Raw genomic sequence first — 14,895 nt, forward strand, 5'->3', positions numbered from 1 at the left:
TTGGGTGCAGCTTTTTGCATTCATGCAAACGCCGGGGCGCGAACGTCCCGGCGGTTGCGAAGAATGAGCGTGTTGGGGTGTTAGTCCGTGACGCCGGCTGCAGCCTTGAGCTGCTTGGCCAGTTCGGGTTTGGTGTTTTCCAGCACCATCTGCTGGGTGATGTTGCGCGTTTCCTTGGCCCAGGGGTTCACGACCCCGCCGGCCGGCGGATTGCTGGGGGTGTTGGGGTTGGTCCCCAGGCCGCGCTTCTCGTCAGGCTTGAAGAGAGCGGCGCGGCTCTCGCGGATCTCAGCGACGAGATCAGCGACGGTGAACGCGGTGCCCGCGTGGTCCTTGATGCGCGGGTTGCCGTTGGCGTCGATGACATCGACGACGACATTCCCGTCCTTCATGGACGTGCGGACGAACTTGCTCACCAGGAGTTCGACGGCATCCCGCGCGTCGTCCAGTGGGTTGGCTTTTGCGACCTCGGACTTGATCTGGCTGTCGCCCATCAAAGTCTTCAGTTGCCCCGTCAGGCTGTTGTTCGCCGTCTCCAGGTTCTTGACCGTGGTGGTCAGCTCGGTCTCACGCACAGTCCACTGTGCCTGGAGTTGACCCTTGAGGGTCTCGACCTTGGTGTTGGCGATCTGCTCAGCCTCTTTCGTGGGATCGAGTGCGGACAGTCGTGCCGCCGTTTCAACCGCGGTCTTCGCGGCTTCCGGCGTGATGTCTCCGAAGGCGGTGACACGCTCGATCGCGGTGCGAGCCGCGGCGGCGTCGAGGCCTTCGTAGGGCTTCAGCTGCGCCTGGAGCACGGAAACGTTGTTGCGTTCCGCACCGAGCGCCGTCTTCAGGCCCTGGGTGTTGTCGAGTTGGAAACCGTCGACCGGCGTGACGTTCAGGAAGAACTTCCCGTCCTTCTGCACGTAGTAGCCGCGGAGGCCCTCGTCGAGTTCATTGAGATCAGTAACGACTGCTTTGAGCATATCCATCCCGGAAATGCGGGGCATCCCGCCCCTCGTGATAAAAGGACCCCATGGCGTCCCGCCGTGTGGTCCGGTGAATCCCCCAGGAGCGGGGGAATCGAAGTTGCCAGCAGCGATCGGTCGAGGTCCCATCCCGGGAGGCTCGGTTGATCGGTGCTGGCGAATTGGGTGAGCCGCTGAGCGGCCCAAGAGTTCTGTCCGCCCTTGGCGGATGAACGAGACTGGCTGGCACGGCAGGTCTCGAACCTGCGACACCCTCGTTAACAGCGAGGTGCTCTACCGGCTGAGCTACATGCCAAGAAGTTGTTCAGCGGCGGCGCGGGCGTGCGGCGCGCTCTTTGGTATCTCTGCCCGTCTTGTGCAGGATGCGAGCTGAGACCGCTGAAATCGCGCTCTACCGGAGGAATCCAGGAGCGCGCGAACCCACGACGCAAAAAGACCCGCCAGGCGATTGATCCTGGCGGGCTAGAAGTCGGAGTGAGATTGGTGTTGAGCGGGCACCCATACGGTGTGCCTATGATCTCGCAGGCAGAGCCTAATCGAGCGCTCAGGCAGCCAGAGAAATTTCCTCCACGGGAGTGAAGTCCCGCTCGAAGGCCTCGGGCTTCTCGAACCCGATCGAATTGTCAGCGTAGAAGACGACGATGTCGCCCGCGGCGCAGGACTGCACGCCGAACGGTGTGCTGTAAGTCAGACCGCCCAGGCTGTTCATCTCCAGCTCACCCGATTGAATCCGGGTCACCAGCCATTGCGGCGGCGTCTCGTCAGCGGCTTGACCCCAGAGTGGCAGGCGGAAGGCTTGGACGAGGTTTTTGCTGAGGAAGAGCTGCACGGTCACTCCATTTGCATTCAAGCAAATCTATACGCATGATATGGGGTTTCTGTCAAGGGTCGATCCAAAGAAAATGCAAATCAGTGCTTGCCGAAGAAAAGCCAGATCAGCCACAGCGCAAACAGGGCGGGAACCGCCTTCCCGAGCAGGAAGGCCAGCCCGACGTTGCGAGCCATCCTGACATCTCCTGCTATCTGCTGGACGTGTTTGTCGCCGGGCGGAGCACCCAATACCTCCGGCCGCGGAAGGCTGCCGGAGGGCATCGGAGGATCGTCGTCAGGTGACAAGTACGGGGCCGGGAGGCCTTTCGCCCGCGCTTCCAGGTTCAGAATGTGCTGCCACTTTGGGATCTTTCGCGCCATGCTTGACCTTCTTCTTGCCCTTGACCGTGAACTTGGGCTCGAAGCAGATCGGGCAGCAGTAGTACTCGTCCCCGACCAGCTTATCGAACAGAACCACGGACTTCGGGATCATCCGCACAAGCTCGCGCACCAGCGTGCCCTGCTTCAATGAGCAGGGCTCGCAGAAATATTGCTCGGCTTTCAGTTCCAGTACGATCTCAGCCATGGGACGCGCCACCTACCATGTGCATTTGCACCCGTCAATCAGATTTGCTTTTTGGGCCGATCCTGATTGTTGGGGAAATCAAACGTCTTCGGGGTACCCCCGGTTCCGTTTGCAGGCGTGTTGCTGTTGGCCGCTGCCGGGTCCGTCGTCTTCGACGGGGCGGCGGCTGGGTCGGTGGCGCTGGCGTTCGGATCGGTGCCGGCCGTGAGGGCCTGGTCGATCGCTGCCAGCGCGGTCAGCTCGTTCTGAATGTTGAAATCGTCGCCGAGCAGGTTCCGCTTGTAGACTTCGCGCAACAGGGTCTCTCGCGAGATGCCGCGCTTCTCGTACATGGCGACGAGCTGCTTCACCTCCTCGATCCGATCCTTGGTGTTCGAGAACTCGGTGTTCAGGATCACCTGGACCTGGCTGTAGTCCTTGCCGGTCCACTGCCCCATGAACTTGATCGCCTTCTCCAGCGCGTCCTGGCAGTTGATCGCCATGTCGTGGACGACGGAGTGGACCCGCGTTTCCTGGATGTCGCGCTCGTTCTGCGGCACGTACTGACGGTGCGTGCCCGTGACCGGGTTGAGCGCCATCATGTCCATCTGCATTTCGAGCTTGTCGAGATCCTTGGCGCCGCTCTCGATCGCCGTGCCGCGGGGCTCGACGTAGTACCAGCGGCCATTGGCTTCCGGCGCGTAGAGCACCTTGTAGGGGCCGATCGCGAACTGCTTCTCGTCTTCCGGGTCGATCTGGACGCCGGAGCACGCCAGCATCGGGAAGCGCGCCGCCGACAGGATCGACCGCTGGTCCGAGCTGGAGATCCAGTGCTCGATCTGCTTGTAGGCGAGATCGATGAAGATCGGCCGAGCCAGGTAGTCGGCTTCCTTTTCGCCGGCATACATGGTCACGAAGGGAACCTCGGCCATGTTCTGCAGCGGGGTCTCTTCGATGAAGTCCCAGTTCGAGCCGCCGGACTGAGCCTTCTGCTCCCAGAGCTGCACGATGCCCGACGTCTTGGTCGGGTCAATCTCGATCACGCGGATCTGGTTGTAGAGCACCTCCTTGAAGCCGTCGCGCTCGGCGCGCTGGCTGCGGATGCGGACGTGGACGGTCTTGGTGTCGCCGCCGACATACATGTCGTAGGCAGCTGCCACGTCGTCGACCTTGTACATCTTCATGAAGGGGCGAGCGCCGGATGCCTTCTGATCGGCGAGGCTCTTCATGTTGTAGGTATCGGGATGGTCCACCAGAAGGTGGCACATGCCGTCGAGCATCGAGTTGTTGAAATACTGGTGCCCGAAGATGTGCAGGTGGTTGCCCTGCAAATCGATGTCCTGGGTCCACAGATCGAGGTCAGGATCGCCGTTCTGGACCTTCAGCAGGGTTCGGAAGGGCTTGGCGGAAGCCGCATCCACGGCCTCCCTGAGCTTGTTGAGAGCGAACGTGGAAGCCAGTCGTGCCTGGTACCGGGTGTCCGACTCCTTCTCGTATTGCGGAAGGAAGGTGGCGCCCTGTGCCCGCATGGTCTCCGTGCCGCCGTAGACGGCGCGGAGCATCGCGGTGCGGGTCTGCATCGTTTCCGCGGCAGACGAGAGCTGCCCGGGATTACCCGTCTTGGGGGACGGGGTGTATTTGATCTGAGTGTCGGCCATTTCTTGGGGACGTCCTGACTTTACCAGTCAAGGATCGCGGCCTTGCGAGGTCCGAGGAGTTCGTTGAAGGCGTCGGACGCTGCGTCCACCTGGTCATCATGGGTGCCAAGCGGGAACATTTCCAACTCATCGGTGAAGCACTCATTCCAGTGCGCCTTCACCATCTTCATGTTGCGACCTTCGCACTGCGCAGCGAACGCTGCAGCGCGGGTCTCCTTCGAGCCTGTGGGGCGGATTGCCTTGATGCGATAGCCGGCGAGCCGGCGGATGAAATTCTGGGCCTGGCTCTTGCCGGCCTGGCCCGGGTCTTGCGGGATGACGATCTGGACCGAGTGTCCGTCGCTGCGCGCGGTGTCGAAGATCTTCTTCTCGACTTCGAGCGCGGAGCCGCGGAAGCGGATCACGTTCTCGATGTAGAAGATGCCGTTCATGTCCTTCGACATCAGGACGCCGACCGTGTAGTCGCCGTCAGCTGTCGCGGCCAAATCCCATGCGCGCACGCGGACGCGGCGGGCCGGCATCTCGCCGGGCTGCTCGAACCAGGCGGCGCTGAACATGCCGCCGTCGTCGGCCATCGGCTGCTGCTGGTAGAGAGCAGCGAAAGACCGTTCGCCCAGAACGTCCATGCGGTCGGTGAGAGCCGCATAGGAGAACCGGTTCGGCGCCAACGGCTCGTTCGGCTTTCGTCCGAGGGCGTCGCCGGGGACCGTGCCATCGTCGTTGAGGATCAGATCCTCGGTGCCGTCCTCGCGCTTGATCTTCTTGGTGTAGGGCAGTGCCGGCAGGTACAGGATGTCCCACGGCAAACCCTTGCCTGACTGCGCCAGGTCGACCAGGCGGCCGGCGATGTCGTCGTAGTGCCACCGCGTCAGCGTGAGGACGATTGCGGCGTCCTCTTCGAGACGGGTGTAAACGACGTCGCGGTACCAATCCCACTGGTCCTGACGGAATGAGGCGGAGTTGGCGTCCTTGCGGTCCTTGATCGGATCGTCGATCAGGAACAGGTTTGCACCCTTACCGGTGGTACCGGTGCCGACGCCGACCGCGAAGTATTTGCCGCCCTTCTCCAGCTCCCATTCATCGGCAGCGCGATTGTCGGAGCGGATCTTGGCGTCCGGGAAGAGCGTCTTGAACTCTTTGCCCTGGACGATGTTGCGGACGTCGCGGCCGAAGGTCGTTGCGAAGTCGCCGTTGTACGATGCCGAGATGACGTTCTTCTCGGGGTTCCTCGCCATGTACCAGGCGGGAAAGCGGCGGGTGGACAGCTCCGACTTGCCATGTCGCGGCGGAGCGAACAGCATCAGTCGCTTGATCTCGCCGCGCTCGACCGCCTCCAGCTTCTGGGCAACCAGGTGGTGGAACGGGTCGGCGTAGTATTTGTGGAGCGTGTACTCAGTGAAGTCGATGAGGTGCTCGCGGCCCCTCCGACGACGCAGGAGTTCGGCCGCCGCCTCCTCCGGGGAGACGTCGATCAGGTTGTTCATTTTGTTCTTGTTGTTGAGATGGAGCGGCGCGGCGGAATCGAACCGCCGTCTTGGCGAGCGACGCAGAAAGGTTGATCAGACCCACCGCTGCCGCCGTTGCGAACCGGTCACCGCGAAAAGAGGACCCCACGCCCTCTGGCCAAGAGGATCGTCCTGTTGATTCAGGACTTCGTATTGCGGTCGATCTGACTGCTCGTGCAGGCTGCTATGTGCGACTTAGTCCGCGCCCTCGTGGAAGGTTCTTTGGCGGATACCCCTTACCGAGACCAGTTTCGGCACAGGCAGTCAGATGCGATCCCGTCAGGGGTCTTGTTTGCTGGATTAGAACTTGAAGCCCGGCGCCTGGATCTCCAGGTCGGCCTTGCTGCTGGAGCGGACGGCGACTTCCACGAAGGCGGTCGGAGCGCCATTAACGGTCGGGTCGCCGTAGAACTTGACGATGCGGAGCCACTTCCCGTCCGTGTCCTGAACGAGGTCGGACACGGTGACGAGACGGGCATCTTCCACCTGCAGTTTCTGGTGGACGATCGAGATCGAAGACATGAGCTGCTCCTTAGACGATGTGCAGCTTGGCTGCGTCGTATTGGGCGAACACGCCCTTCTCCCAGAACCCGACCTTGCCGCGCATGGTGAAGGAATCGCCGGTCTTGGCGTAGTTGGCGAACGACGTCGCGGCTGCCTCGACGTACTCGGTGGCGCGCTCGTCGAGCTTCGGGATGTCGATCAGCGCGGTGCCGATCTTCAGGGCGTCGGTTGACACGTTGAGGCCGGCGAAGAACGCGGCGTCGTTGGTGTGGTTCTTGACGATGAAGTGGCGGGAACCCGTGAGGATCTTGGCGGCACCTTCGATCTCGCTCAGCGACTGGACGGTGCTGCCGACGACGTGCATGACGGTCACGTTCATCTTGCCGTCTTCGACCATGGCGAGCAGACCGATCTCGCTGAGCAGGGTCAGCGTGGGGGTCAGCAAGCCGGCCTGGATGTCGATCACGGTGACCGGGCTGCTGGGCAGCGCGTCGAACACCTTGATCTGGCCGTCCGAGCTGGACAGGTCGATCACTTCCGTCACGTCGGGATGGAAGCGCTTGAGATTGCCCTCGGGCATCTGCGTGTCGATCGCTCGGGCTTCGACGCCCTGAGCCTTGAAGTAGTCGAGCACTGTTCGTGCCACGACGGTCTTGCCGACACCGCCTTTATCGGCGCCGACGATTACCAGGTGGGGAAGTCCCATCTTGAGTTCCTCTTTGGGAGTTTGGATTTGGATCGGCGGAGGGTCCGGCTGGATCTCTCGCTTCACTTCGGAGAAGTTTCGCGCCTGCTGCTGGCTCATCTCCAAAAGTTCACGCCGTTGCTGGCGGATGCTTTCGGAGACGCCCATGGCGCCTCGCCTGTCGACAGCCATCGGTCACTCGCTAGTTCGGGGTGCCGTAGGTGTCGTACAGCTCCGGTAGCAGCCCCATGTTCGAGAGCACCTGAAGGACGGTCTTGGCGGCGGTCTCATCGCCCCGGATGGGGATCAGGGACTCGCGGGCGAACACGTCGTCGAACAGGCGCTGGTCGATCGCCCTCGCCTCCTCCTCGGTCTGCTTGCGACCGTACGGCTGGTACGGCTTCACGCGCTCGATGATGAAGTTGAGGTTGTTGTAGCTGTTGAACAGGCTGCGAGCTGACTGCTCCACTGCGTGGCGCTCGCGCCCATCGGAAACATAGGCGACACCGAGCAGCAGCGGAGAGTCGGTCACGATGAAGTCGACCTTGCCGACGAGGCGCCGCTGCCGGCGTTCCTGTTCAGCCGTGACGTAGAGCTGGCGCTTCAGATCGCTCCAATTCTCGTCGTAGGTCAGCTCCTTGGCGAACTCCGTCACCAGCTCGCAGCGGACGTTGAGGAGCTTCAGGAGGAAGAACACACCTGCAGCGGTGGTGCTCTTGCCGGCTCCGGGGCCGCCGATGAGATTGATGACGAAGCTCATGTTGCCTCAGTGAACGGTGTCTGACTTCTTTGCCGGCGGCTGCCGCGGTGATGCGGCCTGGCCTGCGATCTCGAGGAGCTGGTCCTCGGTCATCTCGTTGGCCGGCTTGGTGACGTTGAGGTTGGTGGTGTTCTCGTCCTTCTGGCCGAGGTAGTTCTTGCCCAGGAAGATCGCGGCGGGCGCGTTCTTGTCGGCGAGTGCCAACTGCTTGCGGCGGAGCGAGACCTTCGCGTGCATCAGGCCGTCGTCCCAAACCTCACGAGCTTCGGGATATTCGCCGAGGAAGGTCGAGAAGGTCTTCTTGCAGACGCCCAACACGGCGGCGGCTTCTTCCTGGGTGCAGAACAGCTTGCCCAGCTCGCCGAGCGTTCGGAGCGTCACTTCGTCCGGCTGGAGCTTGGTGTTGCGGCGCTTGATCGGCTCGGCAAGCACCTCGTCGAGGAAGGCAGTCTCCTCGCCTTCCTTCTTGGCGGCAGCCTCTGCAGCGGCCTTGCGCGCAGCAGCTTCCTCCTTCGTCGGGCGACCCCGACGACGCGGCGTGTCAGTCATGTGCTTTTCTTCTTGTTATTGGAGCGTCGTGACGATGTCGTCTTCGTCCATGTCACGCAGATCGAGAGTGACGTACAGGCCATCCGGTGGCATGACCAAACCGATCACGACAGCCTCCTCCGGGTCCTCTGTGTAGTCGCCGAACTTGTCGTAGAAGTCGGTGATCGGGACGACGAAGCCGTGGTCGTGGACAGCGACGCGGTTCTGCAGATCGAACCGGTAGCCCATCAGTCTCGCAGGCCGGGGAAAGCCAGGTCGACCCACTTCAGGATCTCCTGCTTCGGCGCAGCTCCCGTCTTCATTGATGTGACGATGCCGTCCTTGACGGCGACGAGCGCCGGCACCTGGCCGACCTTGAAGCGCTGGGTGGCGGCCACGCAGTGCTCGACATCGGCCTTGACGAAGGTGACCTTGCCGGCCAGCTCCTTCTCGATCGCGTCCAGCGTCGGCGTCATCGCCTTGCACGGCTGGCACCAGCGTGCCTCGAACTTGATGACGACCGGCCCCTCGGCCTGGAGAACGTCGGCGGGGAACGAGCTGTCGGTAACGGATTTCATCGGGAGAAGATCTTCTTGAGTGAGGAGATGCCCGCCACACCGCAAATCGTCAGGACGATTTGTTCCTGCATGGTGTTGTAGGGCGCGGGGAGCGCGGCAATCTTCCAGCTGCCGACCTCATGGCCGAGCAGCGGGATCGAGTCGAAGACGACTGCCGCAACGTGAAAGAACAGGACGGCGAAGGCGACCGGCACCATCCAGGCGGTGAACCAGTGCTCCCGATCGTCCTTGCGCATGTCGGCCGCCATGCGGGCGACCTCGACCTTGTAGCGCAGCTCGGCGACATTCAGCTGGACGTCGCCGCCGACCGCGGTCTTGAATTTCTCAAGGTCTGCGTCGGTCTTCTTGTTCAGCCAGTCGAGGAACGAGGTCCCGAACTTGGGCAAGAGGCCCATGATGATTGAGAACAGCATTGCGGTCCTTGAAACGAAAAAGGCCGCCCCGAAGGACGGCCTGGTTGGTGTGCGTTGTGCGGTCTCAGACGATGGACGCGGCCAGGATGAAGAGCTGGTCCAGCTCCTCATCGGTTTTTCCGAGAGCTGACTTGCAGGCCAGGATGAGCGGATTGGTCCGCTCGATCTGGGTGGCATAGTTCCAACTGTCCTGAACGGTGATGTCCTGACTGTTGACGTAGTCTTCGACCTGTTGGCGCAATCCGAATTGGTAGAGCGCCAGCCGGATCTGCCGAGGCGTCACCAACTGCGGCACGACTGGGGACGCGAGGTAGGCGTCCACCTCCGCCTGCGTCGGCACGACCTGCTCTGTGTCGAGCCATTCAAGGTCGCCGATGGTGTCGCCGCGGAGTACCCATTGGGCTCCAGGGCGAAGCTCAGACAAAGCTGTAGCAAGAGACGTCATCGGCGCACCGTCATGATGGAGTTAGATTTGTAGGCATAGGAGCCAGTCCCGGACCCAACCTGTCCCCACATCGAGAGGATTACTGCCTGATCGGTTGAGTTCTGAAGCGTCCAGGAATTGCTCATCGATCTCGCGTATGAGACCGTGTCCTGGTGCATGTACTGCTGCAGTCCATACCAGCTGCCGAAGCTGTTGCCCCAGCCAGGGATCAGATACGTCAGCGACCCGAGCGTATTGTTGAAGCACGAACACGAGATCGTCTGATGGAACTGCTCATTCGCCCACAGCAACGCAAAGCATCGGACTGCCGAATCCAGCTCGATCGGCGTGCCTGATGTCGTCGCCACCGTGGTCGACGAGTACCTCGCCAAGATAACGCCCGTCTCATTGAACCAGGACCGGACCCAGCGCGTGTCGGGCTGGTCAAAGAACTGGCTCGATGCGCCAGTGAAAACCATGCCGACGAGCGTGTACACTTCGCCGCCAGCGGTATTCATCACCTCGACGCCGACGCTGCCGGCCGAAGAACTGGTGATGTGACCAGTCAGGCTCTGCTGCAGCGTCAGGGTGCTGCCCACGATCTTGATGTAGATGTAGTACAGCGTGTTCGCCGCAAATCCTGAGTTGGTCAGCGTGACGCCTGCCGCAGGGATCTGGTATAGCTGACCATTGATCTTGATCAGGTTGCCGTTGAACGGGATCAGCTTGAGCGTGGTCGAGCTGACCATGGTCAGCTTGCACTGTCCGATGGCGCCAGGCAGCAGAAAGTCGACCCACACAGCGCCGTTCCAGTACCGCATGGTCAGCGACGTGGTGTTGAAATAGAAATCACCAGATCCCTTCGCCGCGCCAAGAGGATCGGTCGCAGGATCGGTCGCCTGAGCGCCGTAGTAGGTGCCCCTGAGGTTGTTGTAGGCGTTCAGCGCATTCGTGTAGCTTGCCTGCGCGTTGTCTGCAGAGGTGGATGCATTCGAAGCGGACGTAGCCGCCGCCGTCTTGCTGGTCGCTGCATTGGTTTCCGACAGCGCTGCAGCCGTGGCAGAATTGGATGCGGCGGTCGCACTGTTTGCGGCATTGGTCTCCGACGTGCCGGCATTGGTGGCATGAGTGGCAGCGGACTGCTCGCTCGTTGCCGCGGCAGCCGCTTTGTTGGTCGCGGTCGTCGCGCTGGCAGCCGCATTGCTCTCGCTGGTCGCCGCGTTCGTCTTGGACGTCGCCGCCGCAGCAGCAGAATCCGATGCGCTGGCCACCACGGTGGTGGCGGTCGATGCCGCCTGCTCCGCCGCTATCTTGCTCGTGAGGGCAGACGCTTCGCTGGCGGCAGCCGCTGTGGCACTGTCGCTGGCGTCCTGCTTGTGACCGGCAGCCGCATTCTCCGAGGCCAGCGCCCTGTCCGCAGCGTCGGAAGCCGTGGCCGCTGAGGCCGTCGAGCTTGCCGCGTTGGCAGCCGTCAGCTGCGCCAGCGACGGATCGCCAGGGTCGCCCGGAGGCCCCTGCTCGCCTGCCGGGCCCTGCGGACCAGCCTCACCCTTCGGGCCTGCCGGACCTGTCTTGCCTTCCGGACCTCGGAACGGGCCGATGTCGATCCAGGCGCCATTCGTCCAGGCCCAGCCGTGTCCGGTGTCCTGGGCGAGGTAGACGTCATTGCCTTCGGCGGCGGCCGGAGGAAGATCGAACACGGTGGCGACGATGCCGGCGAGCCTGATGCCGCGTCCGACGTCGCCCTGCGGCCCTCGCGCCCCCTGCGCTCCAGCAGGTCCACGGAGGCCTTGCTCGCCGGGATCACCCTTGAAGCTCGGGAACATGTCCCGCAGCTGGGTGAGCGAAACCGTCTTGCCGATGTTGTTGATGTAGATCTCGATCTTGACGTCGTCTTCGCTCGGACCGCCCGGAACGCCGACCGGCGGCTGGCTGTCGGCCAGCGCGATCTGCTTGTTCAGGAGGAAGTACTTCGCGCCTCCGGGCGTGAGCGTGACGATCGAGTTCACATCGTAGAAGTCAGTGCCGATGGTGATCCCGCTGAGGGAGATAACGCGATAGCGCGACGTGCTCATCGTTTCTTCTTTTTGTTGATTGGCACCGGTGGCTGGAGTCGAACCAGCGGACTTCGGTTTTGGATACCGTGCCACCACCACTGGCTCACCGATGCAGAATGGAGCCCCTACCCGATTTCTTCACGCGACGGATTGCCCAGTCGTCGGGACGCCTATCTTGGGGATGGCGTGCGCCTTGCGGCTTTTGGTTCGGTCGGCGGGTTGCCCATGTGCCCGCATCTCTTCCGATTGCTCGTACTTTGCCGCCTTCCCTACGTGCTTCTCAGGATCAGCGGCGTGGCGGGAGGCCGTTCCGCCCTCGACCGAATTAGAGAGGATGACCTTCGCCAGGCCTTGCCTGCTGCTCCTCGACAGCGCCCACCCTCCCGCGAGATCACGAGACCAGCTGTGATCCGGGTGGCCCAGGGGAGCGTCACACGCGCGCATGGTCAGTGCTGGCGTTTATCGTGAGCAACGATCCTGGGGCTCAATAGGTGCCCGCCACAACAGACGGTGGCGGGCTGCGCTCGCAACAGCGAGCACTCGGCTTGGCACATGGCCCCATTTAACCAGCCACCCCTATGTCATTTCATTTGACGTGTCGGCTGGCACCGAGAAATTAAGCAGCAAGCGCGTCTTCAAGAGGCCACTTGTAAACGTAGAGACGTCGCTTCACTCTGGCCTCCGGAAGGCCAGACAGTTCGATCGCCTCGGCGAGCGACATTGTTCGCCCGCGGAAGTCTACCCAGCGAGTTGATCGGCGGTTCCGGTTTTGCTCCTTCACCGTTGACCACTTGCAGTTCGAAAGCTCGTAGTGGCCTTCGTTGTCGATCCTGTCGATCGAATGCTTCAACGACGGGCGCTCGCCAACATCCGCTAGAAAGTTTTCGAAGCCATCATGTCCGCGCCAGCGATCACACACAGTGATGCCGCGCTGGCCATAGCTCTCATAGGACGTGCTGGCCGGATCATAGCAGCGCTGGATCATTGCGACCCAAGACCGGTATGTCGGAGACTCGCCGCTGTCGCGGGAATGACCGTGCTTGAACATAAGAATACTCTCGGTTGCCCGATACCCATGAAAAGTTTGTAATGAACCGCCCCTCTCTTGAACTTCCGCTGGTGGAACCAGAACTAATAAGAGCGTCAACCTGAGAGGTGCTATATGCGCAAGATCCTGGTGGCCGTTGCACTGATGCTCGCCGTGATTGGCGGGACGGCCGGCGTCATCATCCACTCGCAGCCGGCCATCGCTGGCGGCGGGCATGACCCCGGTGGTGGCGGCAAGTAAGAGATCTTGGTCGAGGGCTTGCGGTCTACGCGAGCCCTCGACGGCTAGCACCGAGGAAAAGCTCTGGCTTTGTTCGACCCGCACTTCGGGCCACCGCCCCTTGCGGGGTTGGAGGTTACCAGCAACCAAAAGGTCGATCGCGCGATCGACCTATCACGGCCTGCAGTTCGGCTTACGGGGTCCAGGCTACTGCGAGCAGAACTGGTGAGCCCACCGTGGGGGAAAGATAAACAAGAGCGGCGCACCTCGTGTCGGATTACAGGGCTCGTGGGGCACCATCGCCATCGCGCAGTTCCTGCGCTGGACGCATGTCGCGTCACCGCTCTTGGGGGTATAATAGTTGGCTCGTGACCGTCGTCATCCCACAGGACGACGACTCGGATCCTTTCGACCTCGACCTGCATCACGCTGGCCTCAAACGGTCGTCGGCGACTTACCATGGACCTCTTCGCCGATAGGCTGTGCGTATAACGCCGCCGCGTGTCATCACGAGCCAAACAGGTGGGGCGCGTCCAATCCAGAAGTCGACGAGCCTGTGCCTCAACTGCATCGCGTTGACGGGGATCAGCCGTTCCCCTCAGGGGCCGCTTTGAAGAATTACGAGGACTACGGGGCTACTGGCTTACCCGTTAGAGCCGACACCGTTGCCGGTGCGGTACGCCACCTGTTCGTGGAACGTCTCATGCCCGGAAAAGTCTTTCCAAAAACGGGCAACTTTTTTCCGCAAGAGAACGTAAAGAGAATGTCAGGTGCCCGATGTTTTGCAGCTGAGCTGATTTGTCATCGGGCGCGGCGGGGTAAAGGAGGAGAAACCCCCGCCGCAGGCCGGGCTGAGCAGTCGGTCAGGGCTCATTGACCCTGCTCCCTGTTCTGTGCTCCGGGGATGGTTGTTCGTTAGCCAGCTGCCTTGCGCTTGCGTCGGCGCTTACGCTCCAGCCGCAACTCGGTCAGCTTGGTGTTCTTGGATACCTTCCTGATGTGCTTCTTCTTCATGTTCTCTTTCAGGAGACGTGTTCCTGCGGAATGCGCCAGTTCAGCGGCACCGTCGTGCAGGTCAGACAGATGTACGGAACGAGCTTCTCCAGCACCCAGTCGGTGTGAGCCTGGTCGACGCCTTCGCTCGGGCGCACCAGGCGCACGTTGGCGAACATCTTATGGATCGGATCGCCGTAGGCGATCGGCTCCCACTCTTCAGGCTTGAGACCGAGCCAACGGATCATGGCTGCGGCGTGCGTCTTCGACGACGCGACCATGGCGTTGAGCATGGCTATTCTTTCTGGGCGATGGCCTGGTCGATCCAGGCGTAGATTTGCGGGTTGTCGCGCCGGGCCATGATCATCACCGGGGTCAGTCGGTTGATGACCGTCTCTTCGGCCGCACGGCTCTTCAGCTTTGCGGCTTCCCAGCAGGCGTGGTTGATCTCGTGTTCGAGCGTCTCGGCGAAGCCTGAGTCCGGCAGATCCTCGCGGACCTTGATCCAGAACTCGAAGATGTTGCACATCCCCTTGCAGCCTTCTGCGTCGGCCTCCAACGGATTCCAGTGGAGCAGCCGATACTCGAAGATGCCGATCTTGATGATCGACGGCAGCTTGCGGCGGTCGAGCGGGCGGCGGCGCTTCATGACATGTCTGCCTCGGTGCAAGGCCGGATCATCTTCCGGAGGTTCTTTCCCCTCACCCAGATGATGTCCGGGTGTGCATTGGCACCGCGCCAGCCGCGCGCTTCGAGGAACGAACGTACCTTGGCCGGATAGCTGTTGAAGACCAGCAGCGAGATCTCCGGAGCGTGCTCGATGACGTCTGGCTTGCCCGGCTCCTTCGTGATGGTCGATGCTGAATGGAAGCCGAGGGCAGCCTCCGGCATCGCGCACACCAGCTCGGGCCGCAGGATGCTCAGCATCAAGGTGCAGGCCGAGACGCACTCGCCGGTCAGGACGACCTTCGTCCTGGCGTCGCGCATGTCGGAGTACTTCTTGACGAAGTCCACGATGAGCCCGCCGGGATCGTCCGTGATGAACGTGACGTTGCGGCCCGACTCGACCTGGACCGGCACGTCCCTCGCTGACGCTGGCGCCAGGGCGCACAGCATCAGCACGCCCGCGAGGGCGAGTTGCAGCAGTTTCATTGGCGTGGCTTTTGGTGCGCGCCGG

The 14,895-nt window shown here is 62.0% G+C and carries 19 protein-coding genes and 2 tRNA genes; 1 reads left to right on the top strand and 20 read right to left on the bottom strand.

Annotation, left to right across the window (positions count from 1 at the left end; all coding sequences use genetic code 11):
- Positions 1 to 80: 80 nt before the first annotated feature.
- The 17 genes from XI02_RS24490 to XI02_RS24570 form a co-directional block, all read right to left on the bottom strand.
- Positions 81 to 992 (bottom strand): hypothetical protein, encoded by a 912-nt coding sequence (locus XI02_RS24490; protein WP_155258439.1) that lies wholly within the window; start codon positions 990 to 992, stop codon positions 81 to 83.
- Positions 993 to 1,190: 198 nt separating this feature from the next.
- Positions 1,191 to 1,266 (bottom strand) — tRNA-Asn (locus XI02_RS24495).
- Between the two features lie 249 nt (positions 1,267 to 1,515).
- The gene (locus XI02_RS24500) at positions 1,516 to 1,800 is read right to left on the bottom strand and encodes a hypothetical protein (protein WP_155258440.1); all 285 of its coding nucleotides are present in this window, start codon (positions 1,798 to 1,800) and stop codon (positions 1,516 to 1,518) included.
- A gap of 276 nt (positions 1,801 to 2,076) precedes the next feature.
- Positions 2,077 to 2,367 carry a hypothetical protein gene (locus tag XI02_RS24505; RefSeq protein ID WP_028340255.1) on the bottom strand — a complete coding sequence of 97 codons (291 nt, stop codon included), beginning with the start codon at positions 2,365 to 2,367 and terminating at the stop codon, positions 2,077 to 2,079.
- A gap of 38 nt (positions 2,368 to 2,405) precedes the next feature.
- Positions 2,406 to 4,004 carry a DUF4055 domain-containing protein gene (locus tag XI02_RS24510; RefSeq protein WP_172647899.1) on the bottom strand — a complete coding sequence of 533 codons (1,599 nt, stop codon included), beginning with the start codon at positions 4,002 to 4,004 and terminating at the stop codon, positions 2,406 to 2,408.
- A gap of 20 nt (positions 4,005 to 4,024) precedes the next feature.
- Positions 4,025 to 5,488, bottom strand: a complete 1,464-nt coding sequence (gene terL, locus XI02_RS24515; protein WP_051447827.1) for a phage terminase large subunit — start codon at positions 5,486 to 5,488, stop codon at positions 4,025 to 4,027.
- A 321-nt stretch (positions 5,489 to 5,809) separates the two neighbouring features.
- Positions 5,810 to 6,031 carry a hypothetical protein gene (locus XI02_RS24520; RefSeq protein ID WP_028340257.1) on the bottom strand — a complete coding sequence of 74 codons (222 nt, stop codon included), beginning with the start codon at positions 6,029 to 6,031 and terminating at the stop codon, positions 5,810 to 5,812.
- A gap of 10 nt (positions 6,032 to 6,041) precedes the next feature.
- Positions 6,042 to 6,866, bottom strand: a complete 825-nt coding sequence (locus XI02_RS24525; protein WP_080686718.1) for a hypothetical protein — start codon at positions 6,864 to 6,866, stop codon at positions 6,042 to 6,044.
- A gap of 34 nt (positions 6,867 to 6,900) precedes the next feature.
- Entirely contained in the window at positions 6,901 to 7,458 is a 558-nt protein-coding gene (locus XI02_RS24530; RefSeq protein WP_051447828.1) for an AAA family ATPase, read from the bottom strand.
- A gap of 6 nt (positions 7,459 to 7,464) precedes the next feature.
- Positions 7,465 to 8,007, bottom strand: a complete 543-nt coding sequence (locus XI02_RS24535; RefSeq protein WP_035631366.1) for a hypothetical protein — start codon at positions 8,005 to 8,007, stop codon at positions 7,465 to 7,467.
- A gap of 15 nt (positions 8,008 to 8,022) precedes the next feature.
- Positions 8,023 to 8,235 (bottom strand): hypothetical protein, encoded by a 213-nt coding sequence (locus XI02_RS24540; RefSeq protein ID WP_028340259.1) that lies wholly within the window; start codon positions 8,233 to 8,235, stop codon positions 8,023 to 8,025.
- A complete protein-coding gene (locus XI02_RS24545; RefSeq protein WP_028340260.1) occupies positions 8,235 to 8,564 on the bottom strand; it encodes a co-chaperone YbbN in 330 nt (109 codons plus the stop codon). Before XI02_RS24545 ends, XI02_RS24540 begins: the two co-directional genes overlap by 1 nt.
- On the bottom strand, positions 8,561 to 8,977 hold the full coding sequence (locus XI02_RS24550; protein WP_028340261.1) for a hypothetical protein: 417 nt from the start codon (positions 8,975 to 8,977) through the stop codon (positions 8,561 to 8,563). The genes XI02_RS24545 and XI02_RS24550 overlap by 4 nt, the downstream gene beginning before the upstream one ends.
- 64 nt (positions 8,978 to 9,041) lie before the next feature.
- Complete coding sequence (locus XI02_RS24555; protein ID WP_028340262.1) at positions 9,042 to 9,422, bottom strand: hypothetical protein; 381 nt, start codon at positions 9,420 to 9,422, stop codon at positions 9,042 to 9,044.
- Positions 9,419 to 11,476 (bottom strand): collagen-like protein, encoded by a 2,058-nt coding sequence (locus XI02_RS24560; protein WP_051447829.1) that lies wholly within the window; start codon positions 11,474 to 11,476, stop codon positions 9,419 to 9,421. The genes XI02_RS24555 and XI02_RS24560 overlap by 4 nt, the downstream gene beginning before the upstream one ends.
- Before the next feature lie 20 nt (positions 11,477 to 11,496).
- Positions 11,497 to 11,569: transfer RNA gene (locus tag XI02_RS24565), tRNA-Trp, on the bottom strand.
- A 505-nt stretch (positions 11,570 to 12,074) separates the two neighbouring features.
- Entirely contained in the window at positions 12,075 to 12,506 is a 432-nt protein-coding gene (locus XI02_RS24570) for a hypothetical protein (protein WP_051447830.1), read from the bottom strand.
- A gap of 114 nt (positions 12,507 to 12,620) precedes the next feature.
- Between XI02_RS24570 and XI02_RS46030 the strand changes: the two genes are divergently transcribed.
- Positions 12,621 to 12,746: a hypothetical protein gene (locus tag XI02_RS46030; RefSeq protein ID WP_256438751.1), complete on the top strand. Its 126-nt coding sequence runs from the start codon at positions 12,621 to 12,623 to the stop codon at positions 12,744 to 12,746.
- 1,001 nt (positions 12,747 to 13,747) lie between these two features.
- On the opposite strand, the gene XI02_RS24575 is transcribed toward XI02_RS46030, so the two are convergent.
- From XI02_RS24575 to XI02_RS24585, 3 genes are read right to left on the bottom strand one after another with little or no spacing between them, the layout of a single operon-like run.
- Positions 13,748 to 14,011, bottom strand: coding sequence for a hypothetical protein (locus tag XI02_RS24575; protein ID WP_028340264.1), 264 nt, complete (start codon positions 14,009 to 14,011; stop codon positions 13,748 to 13,750).
- Positions 14,012 to 14,013: 2 nt separating this feature from the next.
- The gene (locus tag XI02_RS24580) at positions 14,014 to 14,367 is read right to left on the bottom strand and encodes a hypothetical protein (protein WP_028340265.1); all 354 of its coding nucleotides are present in this window, start codon (positions 14,365 to 14,367) and stop codon (positions 14,014 to 14,016) included.
- Positions 14,364 to 14,870: a hypothetical protein gene (locus XI02_RS24585; RefSeq protein ID WP_051447831.1), complete on the bottom strand. Its 507-nt coding sequence runs from the start codon at positions 14,868 to 14,870 to the stop codon at positions 14,364 to 14,366. Before XI02_RS24585 ends, XI02_RS24580 begins: the two co-directional genes overlap by 4 nt.
- Positions 14,871 to 14,895: the final 25 nt, after the last annotated feature.

Source organism: Bradyrhizobium sp. CCBAU 21365 (assembly GCF_015291305.1).
GTDB lineage: Bacteria > Pseudomonadota > Alphaproteobacteria > Rhizobiales > Xanthobacteraceae > Bradyrhizobium > Bradyrhizobium elkanii.

Bases quoted from the DNA above. Each gene is read 5' to 3' on its own strand.
- XI02_RS24490 (WP_155258439.1), bottom strand. From the start codon at position 992: ATGCCCCGCATTTCCGGGATGGATATGCTCAAAGCAGTCGTTACTGAT.
- XI02_RS24505 (WP_028340255.1), bottom strand. From the start codon at position 2,367: ATGGCTGAGATCGTACTGGAACTGAAAGCCGAGCAATATTTCTGCGAG.
- XI02_RS24510 (WP_172647899.1), bottom strand. From the start codon at position 4,004: ATGGCCGACACTCAGATCAAATACACCCCGTCCCCCAAGACGGGTAAT.
- terL (WP_051447827.1), bottom strand. From the start codon at position 5,488: ATGAACAACCTGATCGACGTCTCCCCGGAGGAGGCGGCGGCCGAACTC.
- XI02_RS24520 (WP_028340257.1), bottom strand. From the start codon at position 6,031: ATGTCTTCGATCTCGATCGTCCACCAGAAACTGCAGGTGGAAGATGCC.
- XI02_RS24525 (WP_080686718.1), bottom strand. From the start codon at position 6,866: ATGGGCGTCTCCGAAAGCATCCGCCAGCAACGGCGTGAACTTTTGGAG.
- XI02_RS24530 (WP_051447828.1), bottom strand. From the start codon at position 7,458: ATGAGCTTCGTCATCAATCTCATCGGCGGCCCCGGAGCCGGCAAGAGC.
- XI02_RS24535 (WP_035631366.1), bottom strand. From the start codon at position 8,007: ATGACTGACACGCCGCGTCGTCGGGGTCGCCCGACGAAGGAGGAAGCT.
- XI02_RS24540 (WP_028340259.1), bottom strand. From the start codon at position 8,235: ATGGGCTACCGGTTCGATCTGCAGAACCGCGTCGCTGTCCACGACCAC.
- XI02_RS24545 (WP_028340260.1), bottom strand. From the start codon at position 8,564: ATGAAATCCGTTACCGACAGCTCGTTCCCCGCCGACGTTCTCCAGGCC.
- XI02_RS24550 (WP_028340261.1), bottom strand. From the start codon at position 8,977: ATGCTGTTCTCAATCATCATGGGCCTCTTGCCCAAGTTCGGGACCTCG.
- XI02_RS24555 (WP_028340262.1), bottom strand. From the start codon at position 9,422: ATGACGTCTCTTGCTACAGCTTTGTCTGAGCTTCGCCCTGGAGCCCAA.
- XI02_RS24560 (WP_051447829.1), bottom strand. From the start codon at position 11,476: ATGAGCACGTCGCGCTATCGCGTTATCTCCCTCAGCGGGATCACCATC.
- XI02_RS24570 (WP_051447830.1), bottom strand. From the start codon at position 12,506: ATGTTCAAGCACGGTCATTCCCGCGACAGCGGCGAGTCTCCGACATAC.
- XI02_RS46030 (WP_256438751.1), top strand. From the start codon at position 12,621: ATGCGCAAGATCCTGGTGGCCGTTGCACTGATGCTCGCCGTGATTGGC.
- XI02_RS24575 (WP_028340264.1), bottom strand. From the start codon at position 14,011: ATGCTCAACGCCATGGTCGCGTCGTCGAAGACGCACGCCGCAGCCATG.
- XI02_RS24580 (WP_028340265.1), bottom strand. From the start codon at position 14,367: ATGAAGCGCCGCCGCCCGCTCGACCGCCGCAAGCTGCCGTCGATCATC.
- XI02_RS24585 (WP_051447831.1), bottom strand. From the start codon at position 14,870: ATGAAACTGCTGCAACTCGCCCTCGCGGGCGTGCTGATGCTGTGCGCC.